This window comes from Streptomyces sp. NPDC047515 (genome assembly GCF_040643055.1).
Lineage (GTDB): Bacteria > Actinomycetota > Actinomycetes > Streptomycetales > Streptomycetaceae > Streptomyces.
This window is the reverse complement of sequence record NZ_JBEYTM010000026.1, coordinates 1-18,109: the sequence shown is the minus strand read 5'-3', so window position 1 is coordinate 18,109 and position 18,109 is coordinate 1. Positions and strand designations below refer to the sequence as shown.

16 protein-coding genes, 1 pseudogene and 1 riboswitch are annotated in these 18,109 nt (G+C 70.4%); of the genes and pseudogenes, 7 read left to right on the top strand and 10 right to left on the bottom strand.

Annotation, left to right across the window (positions count from 1 at the left end; genetic code table 11):
* Positions 1 to 180 precede the first annotated feature (180 nt).
* Both ABZ826_RS21595 and ABZ826_RS21590 read right to left on the bottom strand, forming a co-directional pair.
* On the bottom strand, positions 181 to 1,182 hold the full coding sequence (locus ABZ826_RS21595; RefSeq protein ID WP_361450510.1) for a DUF6745 domain-containing protein: 1,002 nt from the start codon (positions 1,180 to 1,182) through the stop codon (positions 181 to 183).
* A gap of 194 nt (positions 1,183 to 1,376) precedes the next feature.
* A complete protein-coding gene (locus ABZ826_RS21590) occupies positions 1,377 to 1,703 on the bottom strand; it encodes a hypothetical protein (protein ID WP_361450507.1) in 327 nt (108 codons plus the stop codon).
* A gap of 200 nt (positions 1,704 to 1,903) precedes the next feature.
* On the opposite strand from ABZ826_RS21590, the gene ABZ826_RS21585 reads away from it, so the two are divergent.
* From ABZ826_RS21585 to ABZ826_RS21560, 6 genes are read left to right on the top strand one after another with little or no spacing between them, the layout of a single operon-like run.
* Positions 1,904 to 2,860, top strand: a complete 957-nt coding sequence (locus ABZ826_RS21585) for an STM4015 family protein (protein WP_361450504.1) — start codon at positions 1,904 to 1,906, stop codon at positions 2,858 to 2,860.
* 6 nt (positions 2,861 to 2,866) lie between these two features.
* Positions 2,867 to 3,841: an STM4015 family protein gene (locus tag ABZ826_RS21580; protein WP_361450501.1), complete on the top strand. Its 975-nt coding sequence runs from the start codon at positions 2,867 to 2,869 to the stop codon at positions 3,839 to 3,841.
* Positions 3,822 to 4,976: an STM4014 family protein gene (locus tag ABZ826_RS21575; RefSeq protein WP_361450498.1), complete on the top strand. Its 1,155-nt coding sequence runs from the start codon at positions 3,822 to 3,824 to the stop codon at positions 4,974 to 4,976. Before ABZ826_RS21580 ends, ABZ826_RS21575 begins: the two co-directional genes overlap by 20 nt.
* Before the next feature lie 37 nt (positions 4,977 to 5,013).
* Positions 5,014 to 5,829, top strand: a complete 816-nt coding sequence (locus ABZ826_RS21570; protein WP_361450711.1) for an STM4013/SEN3800 family hydrolase — start codon at positions 5,014 to 5,016, stop codon at positions 5,827 to 5,829.
* Positions 5,826 to 7,190, top strand: a complete 1,365-nt coding sequence (locus tag ABZ826_RS21565; RefSeq protein ID WP_361450495.1) for an STM4012 family radical SAM protein — start codon at positions 5,826 to 5,828, stop codon at positions 7,188 to 7,190. Before ABZ826_RS21570 ends, ABZ826_RS21565 begins: the two co-directional genes overlap by 4 nt.
* An 8-nt stretch (positions 7,191 to 7,198) precedes the next feature.
* Positions 7,199 to 8,077, top strand: coding sequence for an STM4011 family radical SAM protein (locus ABZ826_RS21560; RefSeq protein WP_361450492.1), 879 nt, complete (start codon positions 7,199 to 7,201; stop codon positions 8,075 to 8,077).
* Positions 8,078 to 8,166: 89 nt separating this feature from the next.
* Here ABZ826_RS21560 and ABZ826_RS21555 read toward each other — a convergent pair whose 3' ends face one another.
* The 3 genes from ABZ826_RS21555 to ABZ826_RS21545 form a co-directional block, all read right to left on the bottom strand.
* On the bottom strand, positions 8,167 to 9,012 hold the full coding sequence (locus ABZ826_RS21555) for an SGNH/GDSL hydrolase family protein (RefSeq protein ID WP_361450489.1): 846 nt from the start codon (positions 9,010 to 9,012) through the stop codon (positions 8,167 to 8,169).
* 188 nt (positions 9,013 to 9,200) lie between these two features.
* Positions 9,201 to 10,130: a LysM peptidoglycan-binding domain-containing M23 family metallopeptidase gene (locus ABZ826_RS21550; protein WP_361450486.1), complete on the bottom strand. Its 930-nt coding sequence runs from the start codon at positions 10,128 to 10,130 to the stop codon at positions 9,201 to 9,203.
* Positions 10,131 to 10,133: 3 nt separating this feature from the next.
* A riboswitch (cyclic di-AMP (ydaO/yuaA leader) is annotated at positions 10,134 to 10,294 on the bottom strand.
* Between the two features lie 290 nt (positions 10,295 to 10,584).
* Positions 10,585 to 12,684 (bottom strand): alpha-galactosidase, encoded by a 2,100-nt coding sequence (locus tag ABZ826_RS21545; RefSeq protein ID WP_361450483.1) that lies wholly within the window; start codon positions 12,682 to 12,684, stop codon positions 10,585 to 10,587.
* Between the two features lie 225 nt (positions 12,685 to 12,909).
* On the opposite strand from ABZ826_RS21545, the gene ABZ826_RS21540 reads away from it, so the two are divergent.
* Positions 12,910 to 13,722, top strand: a complete 813-nt coding sequence (locus ABZ826_RS21540; protein ID WP_361450480.1) for a tyrosine-protein phosphatase — start codon at positions 12,910 to 12,912, stop codon at positions 13,720 to 13,722.
* 21 nt (positions 13,723 to 13,743) lie between these two features.
* On the opposite strand, the gene ABZ826_RS21535 is transcribed toward ABZ826_RS21540, so the two are convergent.
* From ABZ826_RS21535 to ABZ826_RS21515, 5 genes and pseudogenes are all read right to left on the bottom strand, one after another.
* Positions 13,744 to 13,911, bottom strand: a complete 168-nt coding sequence (locus tag ABZ826_RS21535) for a DUF6126 family protein (RefSeq protein ID WP_176729046.1) — start codon at positions 13,909 to 13,911, stop codon at positions 13,744 to 13,746.
* Positions 13,912 to 13,944: 33 nt separating this feature from the next.
* Positions 13,945 to 14,553: an XRE family transcriptional regulator gene (locus ABZ826_RS21530; protein WP_361450477.1), complete on the bottom strand. Its 609-nt coding sequence runs from the start codon at positions 14,551 to 14,553 to the stop codon at positions 13,945 to 13,947.
* Positions 14,554 to 14,637: 84 nt separating this feature from the next.
* Positions 14,638 to 16,035, bottom strand: a complete 1,398-nt coding sequence (locus ABZ826_RS21525) for an aspartate aminotransferase family protein (RefSeq protein ID WP_361450474.1) — start codon at positions 16,033 to 16,035, stop codon at positions 14,638 to 14,640.
* Positions 16,032 to 17,933, bottom strand: a complete 1,902-nt coding sequence (dxs, locus tag ABZ826_RS21520; RefSeq protein ID WP_361450471.1) for a 1-deoxy-D-xylulose-5-phosphate synthase — start codon at positions 17,931 to 17,933, stop codon at positions 16,032 to 16,034. Before dxs ends, ABZ826_RS21525 begins: the two co-directional genes overlap by 4 nt.
* A 26-nt stretch (positions 17,934 to 17,959) precedes the next feature.
* Positions 17,960 to 18,109 (bottom strand): annotated as a pseudogene (locus ABZ826_RS21515) (4-hydroxy-3-methylbut-2-en-1-yl diphosphate synthase); the annotation flags it as partial.

Here is an 18,109-nt window from a genome sequence, read left to right as displayed (position 1 = left end):
CCCGTGAGGGCGGGTCACTCCGGCACGTCGGCTGCCGGGACGTCCGGGCCACCCTTCCCCAACGGGCCGTCGATCCCCAACCCCGGGCCGGGCTCCCGACGACACAGCTCACCGCGGGCACCGAGTACGCCGAGCGCCGGCCGCGGTCGCGGCCGAGCCGGGTGAGCGGGGCGCCGCCGGTCAGGTCTGACGCAGGGGCGCGTACGCCTCGCCCTGCAGCCCGAACGTCCAGGCCACACCGTCCTTCGCGGTCCTCGTGCCGGGCGGTACCCGCAGCCAGTAGGTGCGGCTGGTGCCATCAGGCTCCGGGGTGGAGTTGACCACTTCGACCATCACCACGTCCTCGTCGCCGTCGAGCGCGATCCGCCACAGGATGCCCGTCTCGTCCCGGTGGACCGGCTCGGCACCCGACTCGCTGAGATAGCGGTCGTAACCGTAGAACTCCAGCATCACGCGGCGCAGTTCCGCGTTCTGCTCCTCACGTATCCGTTCGGGGGTCAGGGAGTTCAGTTCCGCGAGGAATTCGGCGGGGACGGGCATGCCGCGCCAGGCGTGGAGCGCGAAGCCGTCGCGGTAGGCGAGCGCCGGTCCGTCCCCCCGGTCGAGCCGGCCCGCCTCGTCCCGGTGGAGTGCCTCCGGGCGCTCGCTGATCACCACTACGCGCTCGTAGGGCCACCACCAGCCCGCGTGTCTGGCCACCTCGGCCAGGCCGTTCAGCCGGTCGCCCCGGCCGTCGAACGCGGCGAGCCAGGCCGCGTCGTGCTGGCCCAGGACCGCGTCCAGCAGCACCAGCCGGACAGCGGACTCGTCCTCGGGACGCTCCGCGAGATCGGCGACGACACCGGACCTGATCCGCTCGGCGAGCGAGGCCGTGGTCTCCCAGAGCTGTGCCCCCGTGGCCGACCACAGAGCGGACCAGCCGGCCGGGCCCAGCTCGTCGTACATCCGGCGCCGCTCCTGCGCCCAGGGTCGGGTCCGCACCTCGTCGCGCACCGACCTTCCGCCGTCGACGAGCTTCTCGACGGCCTCCACGGCGGCCCTCGGCGAATCCACCCAGACGATCCGCTCCGGCTCGGCCAGTCCCGCGCTGCGGTAGGCGAGCCGCAGCCCGTCCTCGGCGGCGGCCCGGTCCGCCCCGCCGGTCGCCGCTGCCACGGTCCGCCATGAGTCCACGTACTGCATCGGTCTTCCCCGTCCCCTGAATCCTGTGTCCGCGTTCGGTATTCGGTGTTCTGTCTTCTGTGCTGCGCCCTCGCTGATCCGGTGCGCCCGTCACCAAGACGTGAGGGGGCGGCCCCGTCACCGAGGCGTGATCGGGTGAGCCCCCGTCACCGGGGCACTTCTCCGATGCGCCGCCACCCGGCCGGGCGGCGGCGTCAGTCCGCGACGATGCGGACCGCGCCCGGCGTGTACTCCCGCTGGCGCACCACGCGGTACCAGCCCTTCGACAGCGGTATCGCCGCGTGCTCCTCGTGCACCACCCGGCCGCCTTCGGGAAGATGGAGCAGCATCGGCCCGAACGCCCCCGCCTCGCGCATCAGCCGGCCCGGCCCCTGCACCGCGTGGGCATGGCCGGTGACCTCGCCCAGCGCGAGGATCATGCGCCCCCGCCCGTCCCTCGGTTCACCCGGCGCGTCCACGAGATGCGCGGGCACCGCCGACTCCTCCAACGGCACGATCAGTACATCGCCCTGCCGGTACACAGACGTCTCCCCTCGATGGCCGCACCCGCTGTGCCGGCCACGGAGAAAACGCTACGGGGAGGGTCTGACAATCGACCGGTGGCCGGCTTTGGCGGACGTTGGTGGACACGTCCCGGACGGTCCCCGGTCGCCGCGTTGTCAGTGCCGCTTGATAAACCTTGCGGACATCAGCCGTCCCCCAGTACCAGGAGCTCAGGGTCATGTCCGGTGTGGACCATCTGCACGAGTTGCTCGGCCTTCCCGCGGTCGACTTCGAGAACGCGACGAAGGAGGCGCCCGCACAGGCCGCCGACGCCGCGGCCTGGCGCATCTCGGTCGATCCGTACGACGACGAGTGCGAGATGACGTGGGAGGAGGCCTTCCAGGCGTTTCTGCGGGTGGTCGACCCCGCCGGTGTGCGGGCGCTGATCATCGGTCAGTGGGGCGAGTCCTACGAGGAGACCTCTTCCTATCCGATCGATCTGGTCATCGCCGCGGCCGACCGGCTGACCTCGCTGGAGGCAGTCTTCGTCGGCGACATGACCATGGAGGAGAACGAGATCTCCTGGATCGAGCAGTCGGATGTCACAGCACTGCTGAGGGCCTTCCCCGGCTTGCGCGAACTCGGGGTGCGCGGCGGCTCCGACCTGGTCTTCTCTCCCTCCAAGCATGAGCGGCTGCGTTCACTGACCATCGAGACCGGCGGTCTGCCGGTCGGGGTGATCCGCGGCATCCTGGACAGCGAGCTGCCCGCGCTGGAGCGGCTCGATCTCTGGCTCGGTGTCTCCGCGTACGGGGGCGACGCCGATGTTGCGGACCTGGCCCCGCTGCTCTCCGGCTCCCGCTTCCCCGGCCTCACCCACCTCGGCCTGCGCAACAGCGAGCTGCAGAACGAGATCGCGACGGCCGTCGCGGGTGCCCCGGTCGTCGCCCAACTGCGTGTCCTCGACCTGTCGAACGGCACACTGGGCGACGAGGGCGCGGCGGCACTGCTGGACGGCCAGCCGCTCACTCATCTCGAACGACTCGATCTGCACCACCACTTCATGACCGGGCCGATGCAGGGCCGGCTCGTCCAGGCACTGGAATCCCACGGTGTGCGGGTCGACGTGTCGGAGCGCAACAAGCCGTGGGGCGACCGCGGTGTCGAAGGCCGCTACACCTCTGTTTCGGAGTGATCCGCGATGACTGGCATCGAACACCCGGAAACGTTTCACGGCCTGCCCGTCCTGACCCTGCCGGGGCCGGACGGGCAGGGCACCTCTTCCCTCCCGGCCGCCGGCTCCGTCGCGTGGCGGCTGGAGAGTGCCTGGCAGGGCGATCTGACATTCGCCACGCTGTGGCGGCACTTCATCGACACAGTCGACACCACGCGGGTGCGGGCCCTGCTGATCGGTCCCTGGTGGCAGGAGGAGTACGAGTCCTTCGCCCCCGTCGTCGATCTGCTGGTCGGGGACGCGGACCGCTTCCCGGCTCTGCGGGCTCTCTTCCTCGCCGATGTCGTCAGCGAGGAGTGCGAGGTGTCATGGCTGGAGATGGCCGACGTCACACCGGTCGTCGAGGCGTTCGGCAGCTTGGAGGAACTCACGGTCCGCGGGGGCGGTGAGGAGGTGGACGACAAGCGGACGACGCTCGGTCTGCGACCGGTGCGGCACACGTCGCTCAGGAAGCTGAGGTTCGAGTCGGGCGGGCTGTCGGCCGACATCGTGCGGGCGATCGGCGCCTCGGAACTACCGGCGCTGGAGCACCTCGAACTCTGGCTGGGTTCCTCCTGGTACGGCGGGAACGTCGGCGTGGAGGACCTCGCACCCCTGTTGTCGGGCGCGTCGTTCCCCGCGCTGCGTCATCTGGGGCTGCAGAACAGCGAGATCCAGGACGAGATCGCGGCCGCGGTGGCCTCCGCCCCGGTCGTCGCCCAGTTGGAATCGCTCTCCCTCTCGATGGGAACGCTGAGCGACCAAGGAGCCGAGGCACTGCTCTCGGGCCAGCCGCTCACCCATCTGACCTCGCTGGATCTGCACCACCACTACATGAGCGGCGCGCTGGTGAAACGTCTCACGGGTCTGCTCGGTACCGACCGGGTGAGCGCCGATGCCGACGAGGCCGAGGACTGGGATCCGGACGAGGACGAATTCCGCTATGTCGCCGTCAGCGAATAGCCCGGCTGCGCCGGCGCCGCGCTTCGCCATCGTGGGTGTGCCCGGCAACCGCCGGGTCGCGCTCTTCCAGGACGCCGTGCGGGCTGCCGGGCTGCCTCCCGCGCGGGTCGTGCCGTGGCTGGACGTGCTGCGCGGCAAGGCCGTCTTCCGTCCGGGCGAGACCGTCCGGACGGACTCGCCCGGTGAGGACACCGAGGTGGAGCGGCTGCTCCGCGCGGTCGACGATCCGACCAGGGTCGAGGGAACCGCCCTGTGGTACGCCCGGTTCACCGCGGCCGTACGAACGGTGGCGCGGACGGCCGCCCGCTGCGGCGCCACGCTGCTCGACGGCCCCGGGGATGTCGCGGTGCTGTTCGACAAGCGGCTCTGCCACGCGGCGCTGGACGGCTCCGGTGTGCCCGTGCCCGCGTCGCCGACCTCGGGGGCGGCCGCCCCCGTGGTGCGCGACTGGACGGACGTACGCGACCGGATGACGGCGCTGGGCATGCCCAGGGTCTTCGTGAAGCTCGCGCACGGCTCGTCCGCCTCGGGGGTCCTGGCCGTGGAGACGGCCGGGCCCGGCCGGATCAGGGCGACCACCTCGGTGGAGCGCGACCCGGCCGGCCGGCTCTTCAACTCCTTGCGGGTGCGCCGCTGCACGACGGAACGGGAGATCGCGGCGATCGTCGACGCGCTCGCACCGGACGGGCTGCATGTCGAACGCTGGCTGCCCAAGGCCACCCAGCGTGGCAGGGCGGCGGATCTGCGGGTCGTGGTGGTGGCCGGCCGGGCCACCCACGCCGTCGTACGCACCAGCCACTCCCCCATGACCAATCTTCACCTCGGCGGCGAGCGCGGAAGTCTCGACGACGTCCGTGCGGCCGTCGAGACCGCGGGCGGCAACTGGGCGAAGGCCCTGGCCATGTGCGAACGAGCCGCGGCCTGCTTCCCGGACACGCTCTGCGTGGGCGTGGACCTGCTGCCCACGGCCGGCTGGCGGCGCTTCGCCGTCGGCGAGGTCAACGCCTTCGGTGATCTGCTGCCGCGACTGACCGGACTGCCCGGCAGCGGCGCCGAAGGCATGGACACCTATGCGGCGCAGGTCGCCGCCGTACTGAACAGAGCAAGGAACCACCGTGCAATCGCCACTGCCTGACACCGCGCCCGCCCCCGCCGACGCCGGGAACCCGGACATGACCGAGATCGTGGGAAGTCACGATCTGCTGCTCGTCACCCTCGACACCCTGCGCCACGACGTGGCGGCCGAGCTCGCCGCCGCCGGACGCATCCCCCATCTGGCGCGCCATCTGCCGGGTGGGGTCTGGGAGAAGCGGCATGCACCCGGCAGCTTCACCTACGCCTCCCACCAGGCGATCTTCGCGGGATTCCTGCCGACACCAGCCGGCCCGGGGCCGCACCCCCGGCTGTTCGCGGCACGCTTCGCGGGCAGTGAGTCCACGGCTTCGGGCACCTTCGTCTTCGACACCCCCGATCTGCTGTCCGGCCTCGCAGGCGTGGGCTACCGCACGGTGTGCGTCGGCGGCGTCGGCTTCTTCAACCGGCAGGGGCCGCTCGGCTCCGTGCTGCCCGGCATGTTCCAGGAGAGCCACTGGGAACCGGAGTTCGGCGTGGCGTCGCCCACCTCGTTCGAGGCCCAGGTGGCCCGTGCCGAGCAGGTCGTCGCCGAGCTCCCCGCCGAGCAGCGGCTTTTCCTCTTCGTCAATGTGGCCGCCCTGCACCAGCCCAACTGGTTCCACCGGCCGGGGGCCACGCGCGAGGCGGGCGATTCCCGCGCCACCCATGCCGCCGCCCTGGAATACGTCGACGCCCACATCGGCCGGCTCTTCGCCGCCGCGAGCAGCCGTCGCCGCTGTTTCGCCATCGTCTGCTCCGACCACGGCACGGCCTATGGGGACGACGGCTACACCGGTCACCGGCTCGGCCACGAGTCCGTCTGGACCGTTCCGTACGCGCACTTCTTCCTGGAACCGGGGGCCACCGCACCATGAGCCGCACCACGACCGTCGCGCACGCCACGCGCCCGTACCAGAGCTATGTCTACGCCTATCCGCACAAGACCGCCTATCACCCCCTCGCCGAGCGGCCCGCGCTGCGCGAGCTGTGGGCGGCCGAGCGCAAGGACGCGCTCTCGCTCTATCTGCACATACCGTTCTGCGAGGTCCGCTGCGGCTTCTGCAACCTCTTCACCCGGATCGGCGCGCCGGACGAGCTGACGACCCGGTATCTCGACGCGCTCGACCGGCAGGCCACCGCCGTCCGCGACGCGCTGGGCGACGCCGATCCGGTGCGGTTCGCGGCGGCGGCGTTCGGCGGCGGCACTCCCACGTTCCTGACCGCGGCGGAGCTGGAGCGGCTCTGCGACATCGCGGAGAAGCGGATGGGTGCCGATCTGCGGTCCGTTCCGCTGTCGGTGGAGACCTCGCCGTCGACCGCGACGGCCGACCGGCTCGCGGTCCTCGCCGAGCGGGGGACGACCAGGATCAGCATCGGCGTGCAGAGCTTCGTCGAGGCCGAGGCGCGGGCCGCCGTGCGACCGCAGCGCCGCGCCGAGGTGGAGAAGGCGCTGGACCGGATCCGCGATGCCCGCATCCCGATCCTCAACATCGACCTGATCTACGGCATCGACGGGCAGACCGAGGACAGCTGGCGCACCTCGCTGGACGCGGCGCTCGACTGGCGGCCGGAGGAGCTGTACCTCTACCCGCTGTACGTGCGCCCACTGACCGGTCTGGGACGTCTCGGCACCGACGGCGAGGCAGCGGCGGACGCCGCCTGGGACGAACAGCGACTGCGGCTGTACCGCGCGGGCCGGGACCATCTCCTCGCCCACGGCTACGAGCAGGTGTCCATGCGGATGTTCCGCCGCGCCGACGCCCTCCGGACGGACGGCCCGGACGACTACGCCTGTCAGACCGACGGCATGATCGGCCTGGGGTGCGGCGCCCGCTCGTACACCACGGGTCTGCACTACTCCTTCGACTACGCGGTGGAGATGCGGGAGGTCCGGGCGATCATCGACGGCTACACCGCGACCGAGGACTTCTCACGCGCCGAGGTAGGACGGTACGTGGACGACGACGAGGCCCGCCGACGCCATCTCCTGCAATCGGTCCTGCAGGCCGAAGGGCTGCGTTCGGCCGACTACCGGGAGCGGTTCGGCAGCTCCCCGGCCGACGACTTCCGCACTGAACTGGCCGGGTTCGAGGCGCGTGGCTGGCTCGACACGACGGCCGGAGCATCCGGCCTGCTGCGGCTCTCCCCCGAAGGCATGGCCCACTCCGACGCACTGGGCCCGGAACTCTTCTCCCCCGGCGTACGGGCCGCGATGGCCGCGTACGAACTGAAGTGAGCGCGCGCATGGACCTGACCATCCTCTATCGCGGTCCGCTCGCGTCCTGCGACTACGACTGCCCGTACTGCCCGTTCGCCAAGCGGCGGGACAGCCTGGAGCAACTGCGTGCCGACCGCGCCGCGCTGGAGCGGTTCACGGCGTGGGCGGCCGCGCAGAGCGGCGACCGGCTCTCGGTCCTGTTCACCCCGTGGGGCGAGGGCCTGGTCCGCTCCTGGTACCGCCGTGCGCTGGTGGAGCTGGCGCAACTGCCGCACATCGGCCGGGTCGCGATCCAGACCAACCTCAGCAGCCGTACGGCGTGGCTGGCCGAGGCGGGTGACGCCGGTCGCGACAAGATCGCGCTCTGGTGCACGTACCACCCGGGGCAGACACCGTACGAACGGTTCCTGGCCAAGTGCCGGGAACTGACCGCGCTCGGCATCCGCCACAGCGTCGGGGTCGTCGGTCTCGACGACCATCTCGACGAGGCGCGGCGGCTGCGGGCCGCGCTGCCGGACGAGGTCTATCTCTGGGTGAACGCCGCCGAGGGGCGCAGCTACACCGACGAGGAGGCGGACCGCTGGACGGCCCTCGACCCGCTCTTCCCGTACAGCAGGCATCCGCACCGGTCGGCCGGGCTGCCCTGCCGGACGGGCGAGTCGGTCATCTCGGTGGACGGTGACGGCACGGTGCGCCGCTGCCATTTCGTCCCGGCGGAGCTGGGCAACCTCTACGACGGGAGCTATCGCCGCTCGCTCGGTCCGCGGGCCTGTCCACTGGCCGTCTGCGACTGCCACATCGGCTATGTACATCTGGAGACGCTGCCGCTGTACGACGTCTTCGCGGGCGGAGTGCTGGAGCGGATACCGGCACCCCCGTTGTCGTCCCTCGCCGGACGGTCCTGAGCCTCGGACCGTCCGGCGAGCGAGGGCAGTGCGGTGGCAGACGCCCTGAAGCCGGCGTCGCACGCCCGCCTGGGATTACGGGACAGCCCTCAGAGCGGCAGGAGGTCCGGCCGCTTCGCCTCGACGTGGTCGCCGGAGGATTCGCCGCGCAGCCGACGGCCGATCCACGGCACCAGGTACTCACGCGCCCAGTGGATGTCGTCACGCCGGACTTCGAGCGTGCCGCGCTGTGCCTGCGGGGGCCATTCCTGGTCGGGGTCGGCCGGCACGTCGAGGCCGAGGACCTGGGCGGCCCGCAGCGCGACCCTGGTGTGTCCCTCGGGCGACAGATGCAGCCGGTCGTCGTCCCAGGCGCGCCTGTCCTGGACGGACCGCAGCGACCACAGGTCGAGGACCGGGCAGTCGTAGCGGTCGGCGATGGACCGCACATGGGCGGTGTAGGTGGCGATCTTGCCGCGCAGGTGGCGCAGCACGGGAACGCCACGGGTGTCGAAGCCGGTGGTGACCAGGACGGTGCCGACCGATTCGGTCAGCTCCGCGACCGCGCGCTCGAAACGCTCGGCAACGTCGTCGGGGTCGGTGCCGGGCCTGATGATGTCGTTGCCGCCCGCGCAGAAGCTCACCAGGTCGGGTGCGAGCTCCTTGGCGCGCGGCACCTGCTCCTCGACGATCTGGTCCAGGAGTCGTCCGCGTACGGCGAGATTGGCGTACCTGAAATTCCCGTGCGCGGAGCCTTCGGTGCCCGTTGCCGCATCGGGATCCGGGAGTTGGTCCGCGAGAAGTACCGCGAACCGGTCCGCCCAGCCGACGAAGGTCCCGTCCGGGCCGGGGTCGCCGACTCCCTCGGTGAAGCTGTCGCCAATCGCCGCGTACGACCCGATGACACCATGTCGGTTGATGACGCCACGTTGATTTTTTCTCGAATCGTCTGCCACAAACGCTTATCCTGCACCGCCGAATGTGACCTACGCGACCGTAATAAGGGGTTGACGGGTGGTGAGATAGACCACCCGGTCAGGTTTTGGTAAAGGGGGAATAAGCAGAAGGGCGGTGCGCCGCCGCGCACCGCCCCTTCTGTATGGCTCGGGTCATGCCATGTCGTTCATGTGCCCGGCAGTTCGACTCAGACGTAGATGCCGTGCGAAGCCAGGAAGGCGATCGGGTCGATGTCCGAACCGTACGCCGGGCCCGTGCGGACCTCGAAGTGCAGGTGCGGCCCGGTGGCGTTGCCGGTAGCGCCGGAGAGGCCGATCTGCTGACCGGTGCTCACGGACTGGCCCGCCGAGACGGAGATCGAGGACAGGTGGCCGTACTGCGAGTAGTGGCCGTCGGCGTGCTTGATGACGACCTGGTTGCCGTACGCGCCACCCCAGCCGGCGGTGACGACGGTGCCGGAGGTGATGGCCTTCACGCTGGTGCCGGTGAAGACGGGGAAGTCGATCCCGGTGTGGCTGCCGCTGGACCAGTTGGAGCCGGAGGCGCGGTAACCGGTGGTGTGGTTGCCGGGGACCGGGTGGACGTAGCCGGAGCTGCTGCTCTGGACCGCCGGGGCGGAGGTCTTGGACTCCGTGACCGTCGAGGCCTTGGCCGGGGCGGACTTCTCCACGACCGAGGGGGCCTTCGAGGGGAGGGCCGCGCCCGCGCCGGCGCCGGTGGACGCGGCGTCGGCCGAGGCCTTGCCGCCGAGCGTCAGCTTCATGCCCGGGAAGATCAGACCGGGGTTCTCGCCGACGACCTCGCGGTTGTCCTGGTACAGCTTCTGCCAGCCGCCCTCGATCTTGTGCTCGGCGGCGATCTTCGACAGGTAGTCGCCGGAGACGACGGAGTAGGTCGTGGTGGCGGCCTGCTTCTGCGCGACCGGCTGGGCCGGGGCGGCGTGCGCGGCGGCGGAGGCGGACTGCGTGACGGCGGCCGGGGCGGCCTGTTCCGCAGCGTGGGCACCGGTGGCGCCGAGCAGCGGCAGCGCGATGACGGCGCCACCGGCGCCTGCGGCGGCGACGCCACGGGCGATGACGCTGGACTTCGTACGACGGTGCTTACCCGATATGGGCATGGGGTGTTTCCTCTCCGGCGCCTACGAGGTGAGCTGTCGGGTTCGGGCTGGAGATGCCCGGCCGCACTGAGCGCGGCTTCACCCCGAGCCGGCCGGATTTCTCCGATCGGCGGCCTACCTGGTTCCCCCGCTCCTGCCACACGATGAGTGGGTGCGAATTCCGGGCGGCGGCAGGATTAGGCGGTCCGACCGGATTGACGGTGACCGTAAGCGAGTCGGGACGGCGAGAACAAGCCTCCGGCTCCTCATCGGAATCCGCGCCGGGAATTCGGCGCGGAATTCCGGTCACACTCCGTGGATTAAGGATCTTGAATTTCCGCGCCGCGCACGGAATGCCCGACCGCCCCGCCAGCACGCACCGTCACGGATATGATCCCGCTCACGAGAGGACGACCACCTACCCGACAAACAGTGCCCGTTAGGCCAGAATCGGCGCATTACGGACACGCCGTGTTCATCGCTCGCGCCGGAGCCTCACCACCCCCGCATCCAGATCCCCCTGAAGCCCGGTGTGCAGCCCCTGGTGCAGCAGCACCGAACCGTGGTGCACCGCCCCCGTGTCCAGGCAGGTGTACGTCGCCGCGGGGTCGAGCCCGCGCAGTCCGAGGGCCGGGGGCCGCTCCCCGTACCGCTGCGCCTCCAGCCACATCAGGACCACGGTCTCCTCCCCGTGGACGTACTGGACCGCGCTGAGTCCGCCGCGCGGGGCGCGCAGCCGGTACAGGGCGCCGTGCTGCACCACCGACCGGATCTCCTTGTAGAGGTCCACCCAGCCCCGCGCCTCGGCCAGTTCCCCCTCACTCCATTCGGCGAGGTCCCCGCCGACCCCGAGCACACCGGCCATCGCGCTCACGAAGCGGAAGCGCAGCGAGCTGACCCGGTTGTTGAGCTGGACGTTCGGGCTGTCGGTGACCCAGGCGGCCATCACCCGGGCCGGATGGATCTGACCGAAGCCCTCCTGGATGGCGAGACGGTCGAGCGGGTCGGTGTTGTCGGAGGTCCACACCTGATCCGTGCGGGACAGAATCCCCAGATCGATCCGGCCGCCGCCGCCCGAGCAGGACTCGAAGGCGACCGAGGGGTGCGCCGCCCGTAGCCGGTCGATCAGCTCGTACAGGGCGCGCACATGCTCGATCCAGAGCTTCTGCGGATACTCCTCGCCCGGCCAGCCCGCTTCGGTGAAAGAGCGGTTGAAGTCCCATTTCACATAGTCGACGGGCGCACCGGAGAGCAGCGTGTCCAATTGCCCATAGAGATGGTCCCGCACATCGGCGCGGGCCAGATTGAGCACCAGTTGATTACGGAACTCGGTGCGCGTCCGGCCGGGGAAGTGCTGCACCCAGTCCGGGTGTGCGCGATAAAGATCACTGTCGGCATTGACCATTTCCGGCTCGACCCAGATGCCGAACTGCATGCCGAGACCGTGCACTTCGTCGGCGAGCGGCTTCAGCCCGCCGGGGAAGCGGTCCGGATTCGGCGTCCAGTCCCCGAGCCCCGCCCGGTCGCTGGTGCGCTGCCCGAACCACGCGTCGTCCACGACGAACAGCTCGACCCCCATCGCCGCGGCCCGCTCGGCGAGGGCGCGCTGCTGCCCCTGCGAGATGTCGAAGCCGGTCGCCTCCCAGGAGTTGTAGAGCACCGGCCGCAGGTTCTGCGCGTCCGGGATCACATGGGCCAGCTGCCAGGCGTGCCAGGCCCGGCTCGCCCCGCCGAACCCCTCCGCGCTCCACAGTCCGGCGAAGGCCGGTGTGACGTAGGACTCACCCGGTCCGAGCAGCAGCAGCCCGGAGTCGTCATGGCCCGCGCCGCCGGTGATCTGCACGAGCCCGTCGGGGAGCCGCTGTACGGAGATCCGCCACGACCCGGACCAGCCGAGCGCGCAGCCGTACACCTCCCCGCTCTCCTCGGTCGCCGCACCGTCGGCATCCAGCGCGACCCACGGCAGGTACTGGTGGCCCGTATGGCCGCGCCTGCTGGAGATGACGCTTTCGCCGTACGTCAGCTCCGCCCGCGCGAGCCGGGACTCCGCCGCCCAGCGGCCGTGCAGGCGGCTCAGCCGCCAGCCGTCGCGGGCGGGCAGCGCCCAGGCGGCGGCGTCGGCGCGCAGCAGTTCCAGCGGCGGGCCGTCCGGTCCCGCATGGGTGACGGTGGCCCAGCGCTCGATCACATCGGAGTCGTTCCGCATCCGGTAGTGCAGGGTGAGGGCGAGCCGGTGCACGGAGTCGGTGAAGCCGATACGGAGTTCGTCCCCGTCCACCACGGCGTCGGTGAAGGCCCACTCCGTGCCGCGGACCTCGGGGGTGCGCACCGCGAGGGCCGGGCGGACGAACCGCGGGCCGCCCTCCACGGGATACTCCTCACGGCCGTCGAGCCGGGACTCGAATCCCCTGGCTGGCGGATCCGGCGCCGCAGCCAGGGCATCGGCCGCGGCGAGGGAGATCCGCGGCCCCCAGTGGAGATGGAGCAGTTCGTCCCGCTCGGTGACTCGCAATGCGTAGCTGCTGCTCGCCCCGGTGAGCAGCCAGGTCCGGCCCTTGCCGCCAGTCTCGATCATCGCTTCCCCACATTCCAACAGTTCCGCACATCATCGACCGTCGCCGGGTGGGCGGGCAACGGTCTCGCAAGGAATTCGCCGGACGGATTCGCCACCGGAGCGCGAGGGTTCACGAGGTATCGACAAGGAAAGACCGAGATGATTGCCTGAGGAATCAATGTCGTATCGTCGCGGAAGTGGCCTTGTCGGCGACTCGCGTCGACGCCAGACACCCCAGGAGTCCCTGTGACGCAACAGTTGCCGCAGATCCCGTCGACGGAACCCGAGCTGGCGGGCGTCCGCAACTTCCGCGACGTGGGCGGACTGCCCACCGAGGACGGCCGGCGGGTGCGGCACGGACGGCTCTTCCGCAGTGGTCACCTCGCGCACGCCACCATCGAGGACGCCGCGTTCCTCGGCGGTCTCGGACTGCACACGGTCTTCGACTTTCGCAACGCCGCCGACCACCGGCTCGACGGCCTGGACGTGGAACTGCCCGGCGTACGCAACGTGAGCATCCCGCTCTCCGACCCCGCCGACGGCGCGGAGTTCTGGCGGATGGTCCGCGACGGCGATCTCGACCAGCTGCGCTCGCTCCTCGCCGACGGCAAGGGGGCGGACCGGATGATCGCCTCGTACCGCTCGATCATCCTGGACCGGACCGCCGAGCACAGCCGTGTCCTGCACGCCCTGGCCGAGGACAGCGTTCCGGCGTTGATGCACTGCGCGGCGGGCAAGGACCGGGCCGGTCTGTCGATCGCGGTGTCGCTGCTGGCCGTCGGCGTCGAGCGCGATGCCATCGAGGCCGACTACCTCAAGTCGAACGACGCCCACCGCCGCTACAAGGTGCACCGCAGCGACACCTCGGCGAACGGCATGTCGCCCGAGGTGATGGAGCTGCTCAGTCCCCTCTTCGGCGCCCACGCGGACTATCTCGGCGCTGCCTTCGCCACCATCGAGGAGACCTGGGGCGGCACCGACCGCTACCTCTCCGAGGGGCTGAAGCTCGCCCCCGAGACCCGTGAGCGGCTGCGCGAGCAGCTCCTCGACGAGGCGTAGCCGGGCCGCTCCTCGCGGTGGTCAGCCCTTACCGGCCACCGCGAAGAGCAAGTAGAGGAAGGCCGCGAAGATGTGTCCGGCGATGAGGTAGGCGAACAGCCGGATCACCACGCCGCGCGGAAACTTCCGCTCCTGGGCCTCGTAGTTCTTCCTGGACCCGAGCGGGTCGAAGTTCTCTGAATCGGACATGACAGTCCTCTCTGGCGACCGGACGGACCGGACTCAGCGATGGTGGATACCGCTGCCGAGGCACAGCGCGGCGGCGGGGCTCTGCAGCAGGGTGTGGACGAAGAGCAGCTCGGCACCGTCACGGTCGACGGCCGTGATCCGGTGCGGGGTGAGCGAGTCGAAGTGCGCGCTGTCACCGGGAGCGAGATCGTGCACGGTGTCCCCGAGCGTGACCCGCAGATGCCCGGCGAGCACGTACAGCCACTCCTCACCGGGATGGACCCGCACGAGGTCGCCCTGCGCGCCGTACGGAACCCGGACGCGGAGCGCCTGCATGGCCCGGCCGGCGCCACCGGCCCGCCGGTACATCCAGCCGTCGGCCTCGGCCCCTTCGAACCTTCCGCCACGGATGATCGCGTCACGTTCCGGGGGTTTCTCGCCGAGCAGTTCGGAGACCGTCGTACCGTAGATCCTGGCAAGGCCGAGGAGCATCGGCAGCGAAGGCTGACGACGGCCCGTTTCGAGTCGGGAGAGATGGGCGGGTGAGAGCCCGGCCCGCTCGGCGGCGGTCTCCAGGGTGAGACCACGGCTGCGGCGCAGATCGCGCAGGCGTGGCGCGATCCCGGGCAGCTCGTCGGCCACCCCTCCGTCCGGAGTATTCATGTACCCATTGGGCCAGGAGCTTTCCTCGGAGGCAAATTTCTTGCCTGCGAGGCAAAAGCCCCTGAGCCGTACAGGGCAGTCCCGTCAGCGGTTGGCGACAGCCTGCTTGACCAGGGTCCTGCCGAAGTCCCACATCAGCCCGCCACCGCTGTGGGCGTCGTCCATCACGGCGGTGAACGCGGTGACGAACCGGTCGACCTCGGGCTCCCCGATCACCAGCGGCGGGATCAGCTTGATCACCTCCAGATGGTCGCCCGAGACCTGGGTGAGGATGCGGTGCTTCTGGAGCAGCGGCACCACCACCATCTGCGCGAAGAGGCCCTTGCGGGCCGCCTGCAGCATGGTCCAGCGGCTGCGGAGCTTCAGTGACGACGGCCGGCCGAACTCGATGCCGATCATCAAGCCGCGCCCGCGCACCTCGTGCAACAGCTCGTAGCGGTCGACCAGCGCGGCCAGTCGTTCGCGCAGCAGATCACCGGTGCGGCGCGCGTGGGCGACGGTCTGCTCGTCCTCCATCACCGCGAGGACCGCGAGGCCGGCCGCCATCGCCTGTGCGTTGGAGCCGAAGCTCGCGGAGTGGACCAGGACCCGGTCCATGGACGAATAGACCTTCTTGAAGATCCAGTCCCTTCCCAACGTCGCCCCGACCGGCACATAGCCGCCGGAGAGGGCTTTGGCGACACAGACCAGATCCGGTTCCACTCCTTCCTCGTGCTGGTACGCGTAGAAGTCGCCGGTCCTGCCGAGGCCGGTCTGCACCTCGTCGGCGATGAGCAGTGCCTTGTGCCGGCGAAGCAGGTCCTGTGCGGCCCGCAGGAAGCCGGGCGGCGCGGCGTGGACGCCCTTGCCCTGGATGGGCTCGACGACCAGTGCCGCCACGTCGCCGCGTTTCAGCTCCCGCCGCAGAGCGTCGAGATCGCCGAGTCCGATGGCGGTGTCCGGCAGCAGGGGTGCGAAGCCGTCCCGGAAGCCGCTCTCCCCGTTCACCGAGAGCGAGCCGGTCGTCAGCCCGTGGAAGGCATGCGCGCAGTAGAGGATCCTGGGTCTGCCGGTGGCGTACCGGGCGAACTTCAGAGCGGTCTCGACGGCCTCCGTGCCGCTGTTGCCGAAGAAGACCCGGTCCAGGTGCGGGCTGTGCGTGAGCAGCTTCTCCGCCAGCAGCCCCGGCAGCGGCTGGCAGTCGAAGCGGGTGAGGTCGGCGAGCGAGGCGTCGAGGACGTCGTGCAGGGCCTTGCGCACCACGGGGTGGTGGCGGCCGAGTCCCATCACCCCGAATCCGGCGAGCATGTCGAGGTAGTCGTTGCCGTCCGCGTCCCAGAAGTGCGCGCCCTCGGCCCGTTCGTAGACCTTGTCGAAACCGATGGTGTGCAGCATGCGGGGCAGCTGGTGGTTGAGGTGCCTGGTGTGCAGCTCATAGCGTTCGGCGCCGCGCTCCGCGAGGAGCTGTGCCAGATCGAAGCCCTTGGGCCCGTCGTCGTTCATGCCCCGCTCTCCTCGGTCCTTCTCACTGCTTCCCTGGCGGCCAGGGCCGCGCTGATCCGCCCGGCGATCTCCACCGGTGTGAGCCCGATGTCCGCCAGCACCTCGGCGCGCTTGCCGTGGGCGAGGAACTGCTCGGGGATGCCGAACGTCCGCAGGGGTACGTCCACCCCGGCGTCCCGCAGCGCCTGTCCGACCGCCGAACCGACGCCCCCTGCCCGGCTGTTGTCCTCGACGACGGCGACCAGCCGGTGCCGTTCGGCGAGCGGGGCCAGCTGTTCGTCGACCGGTTTGACCCAGCGCGGGTCGACGACGGTGCAGCGGATGCCGCCGCCCGCCAGGAGGTCCGCGGCGCCGAGACAGACGGGGGCGAGCACACCGACGGCCACCAGCAGCACATCGGGGTCGGCCGCCCGGTGCAGCACGTCCATGGAGCCGATCCTGTCGACGGCCGGGATCTGCTCCCCCACCAACGCCTTGGGAAACCGAATCACTGTGGGCGCGTCGTCGACATCGACGGCCTCGCGAAGTTGGGCCCGGAGCTCGTCGGCGTCGCGCGGGGCCGCGATCCGCAGCCCGGGGACGACCTGCAGCACCGACATGTCCCACATGCCGTTGTGGGAGGCTCCGTCGGGCCCGGTGACCCCCGCCCGGTCCAGGACGAACGTCACCCCGCACCTGTGCAGCGCGACGTCCATCAGCAGCTGGTCGAAGGCCCGGTTGAGGAAGGTGGCGTAGACGGCGACGACCGGATGGAGTCCGCCGGTGGCGAGACCCGCCGCACAGACCGTGGCGTGCTGCTCGGCGATCCCGACGTCCCAGACCCGGTCGGGGAACTCCTCGGCGAACTGCGTCAGTCCTACGGGGTGCAGCATCGCCGCGGTGATGGCCACGACGTCCGGCCGTTCGGCACCGATCGCGACGATCTCGTCCCCGAAGACAGCGGTCCACGACGGCGTTCCGGCCGGGGCGAGCGGTGCGCAGGTCAGCGGGTCCATCGCGCCCACGGTGTGGAAGCGGTCGGCCTCGTCCTGGAGCGCGGGCGGGTAGCCACGGCCCTTCTCGGTGAGGCAGTGCACCAGAACCGGGCCGTGGAAGCGTTTCGCCCGGTGCAGTGCGGATTCGGCGGCCGCGACGTCATGGCCGTCGATCGGACCGACGTACTTGAGCCCGAGGTCCTCGAACATGCCCTGCGGGGCGAAGGCGTCCTTGAACCCCTTCTTCGCGCCGTGCAACGACTCGTACAACGGCTGTCCGATGACGGGCGTCTGCTGGAGCACTCCCTTGCCCCAGGAGAGGAAGCGTTCGTATCCGTCGGTGGTGCGGAGCGTGGCGAGGTGATTGGCGAGGCCGCCGATCGTCGGGCCGTACGAACGCTCGTTGTCGTTCACCACGATGATCAGCGGACGGTCCTTCGCGGCCGCGATGTTGTTGAGCGCTTCCCAGGCCATGCCGCCGGTGAGCGCGCCGTCACCGATGACGGCCACGACGTGGTCGCTCCGCCCCAGCACCTGATGGGCCTTGGCGATGCCGTCGGCCCACCCGAGGACGGTCGAGGCGTGCGAGTTCTCGATGACATCGTGCGCGGACTCCTCGCGGGAGGGGTAGCCGGACAGGCCCCCCTTGCCGCGCAGCTTGGAGAAGTCCTGCCGCCCGGTGAGCAGTTTGTGCACATAGCTTTGGTGTCCGGTGTCCCACAGGATGCGGTCCAGGGGCGAGTCGAAGGCCCGATGCAGGGCGATGGAGAGCTCCACCACCCCCAGGTTGGGCCCCAGATGACCGCCCGTCCTCGCTACCGTCCGGATGAGGAACTGCCGGATGTCCTCGGCGAGTTCGTCGAGCTCCGCCGCGCTCAGCGCCTTGAGATCGTACGGCCCTCGGACGTTCTCCAGAATCGTCACGCTCGGGCCCCCTCTCTGGTTCTGTTTCAGCTCACAGTGACGGCGGGAGCCCCCGATGGCGCTCCCGCGGCATCCATGCCCTCGGCGATCTTCAGGGCTTCTTCGATCAGCGTCTCGACGATCTTCGACTCCGGCACGGTCTTGATGACCTCGCCCTTCACGAAGATCTGCCCCTT

Excerpts from the sequence above, each read along its gene's own strand:
- ABZ826_RS21595 (WP_361450510.1), bottom strand. The coding sequence starts at position 1,182 with ATGCAGTACGTGGACTCATGGCGGACCGTGGCAGCGGCGACCGGCGGG.
- ABZ826_RS21585 (WP_361450504.1), top strand. The coding sequence starts at position 1,904 with ATGTCCGGTGTGGACCATCTGCACGAGTTGCTCGGCCTTCCCGCGGTC.
- ABZ826_RS21580 (WP_361450501.1), top strand. The coding sequence starts at position 2,867 with ATGACTGGCATCGAACACCCGGAAACGTTTCACGGCCTGCCCGTCCTG.
- ABZ826_RS21575 (WP_361450498.1), top strand. The coding sequence starts at position 3,822 with ATGTCGCCGTCAGCGAATAGCCCGGCTGCGCCGGCGCCGCGCTTCGCC.
- ABZ826_RS21570 (WP_361450711.1), top strand. The coding sequence starts at position 5,014 with ATGACCGAGATCGTGGGAAGTCACGATCTGCTGCTCGTCACCCTCGAC.
- ABZ826_RS21565 (WP_361450495.1), top strand. The coding sequence starts at position 5,826 with ATGAGCCGCACCACGACCGTCGCGCACGCCACGCGCCCGTACCAGAGC.
- ABZ826_RS21560 (WP_361450492.1), top strand. The coding sequence starts at position 7,199 with ATGGACCTGACCATCCTCTATCGCGGTCCGCTCGCGTCCTGCGACTAC.
- ABZ826_RS21550 (WP_361450486.1), bottom strand. The coding sequence starts at position 10,130 with ATGCCCATATCGGGTAAGCACCGTCGTACGAAGTCCAGCGTCATCGCC.
- ABZ826_RS21545 (WP_361450483.1), bottom strand. The coding sequence starts at position 12,684 with ATGATCGAGACTGGCGGCAAGGGCCGGACCTGGCTGCTCACCGGGGCG.
- ABZ826_RS21535 (WP_176729046.1), bottom strand. The coding sequence starts at position 13,911 with ATGTCCGATTCAGAGAACTTCGACCCGCTCGGGTCCAGGAAGAACTAC.
- ABZ826_RS21530 (WP_361450477.1), bottom strand. The coding sequence starts at position 14,553 with ATGAATACTCCGGACGGAGGGGTGGCCGACGAGCTGCCCGGGATCGCG.
- ABZ826_RS21525 (WP_361450474.1), bottom strand. The coding sequence starts at position 16,035 with ATGAACGACGACGGGCCCAAGGGCTTCGATCTGGCACAGCTCCTCGCG.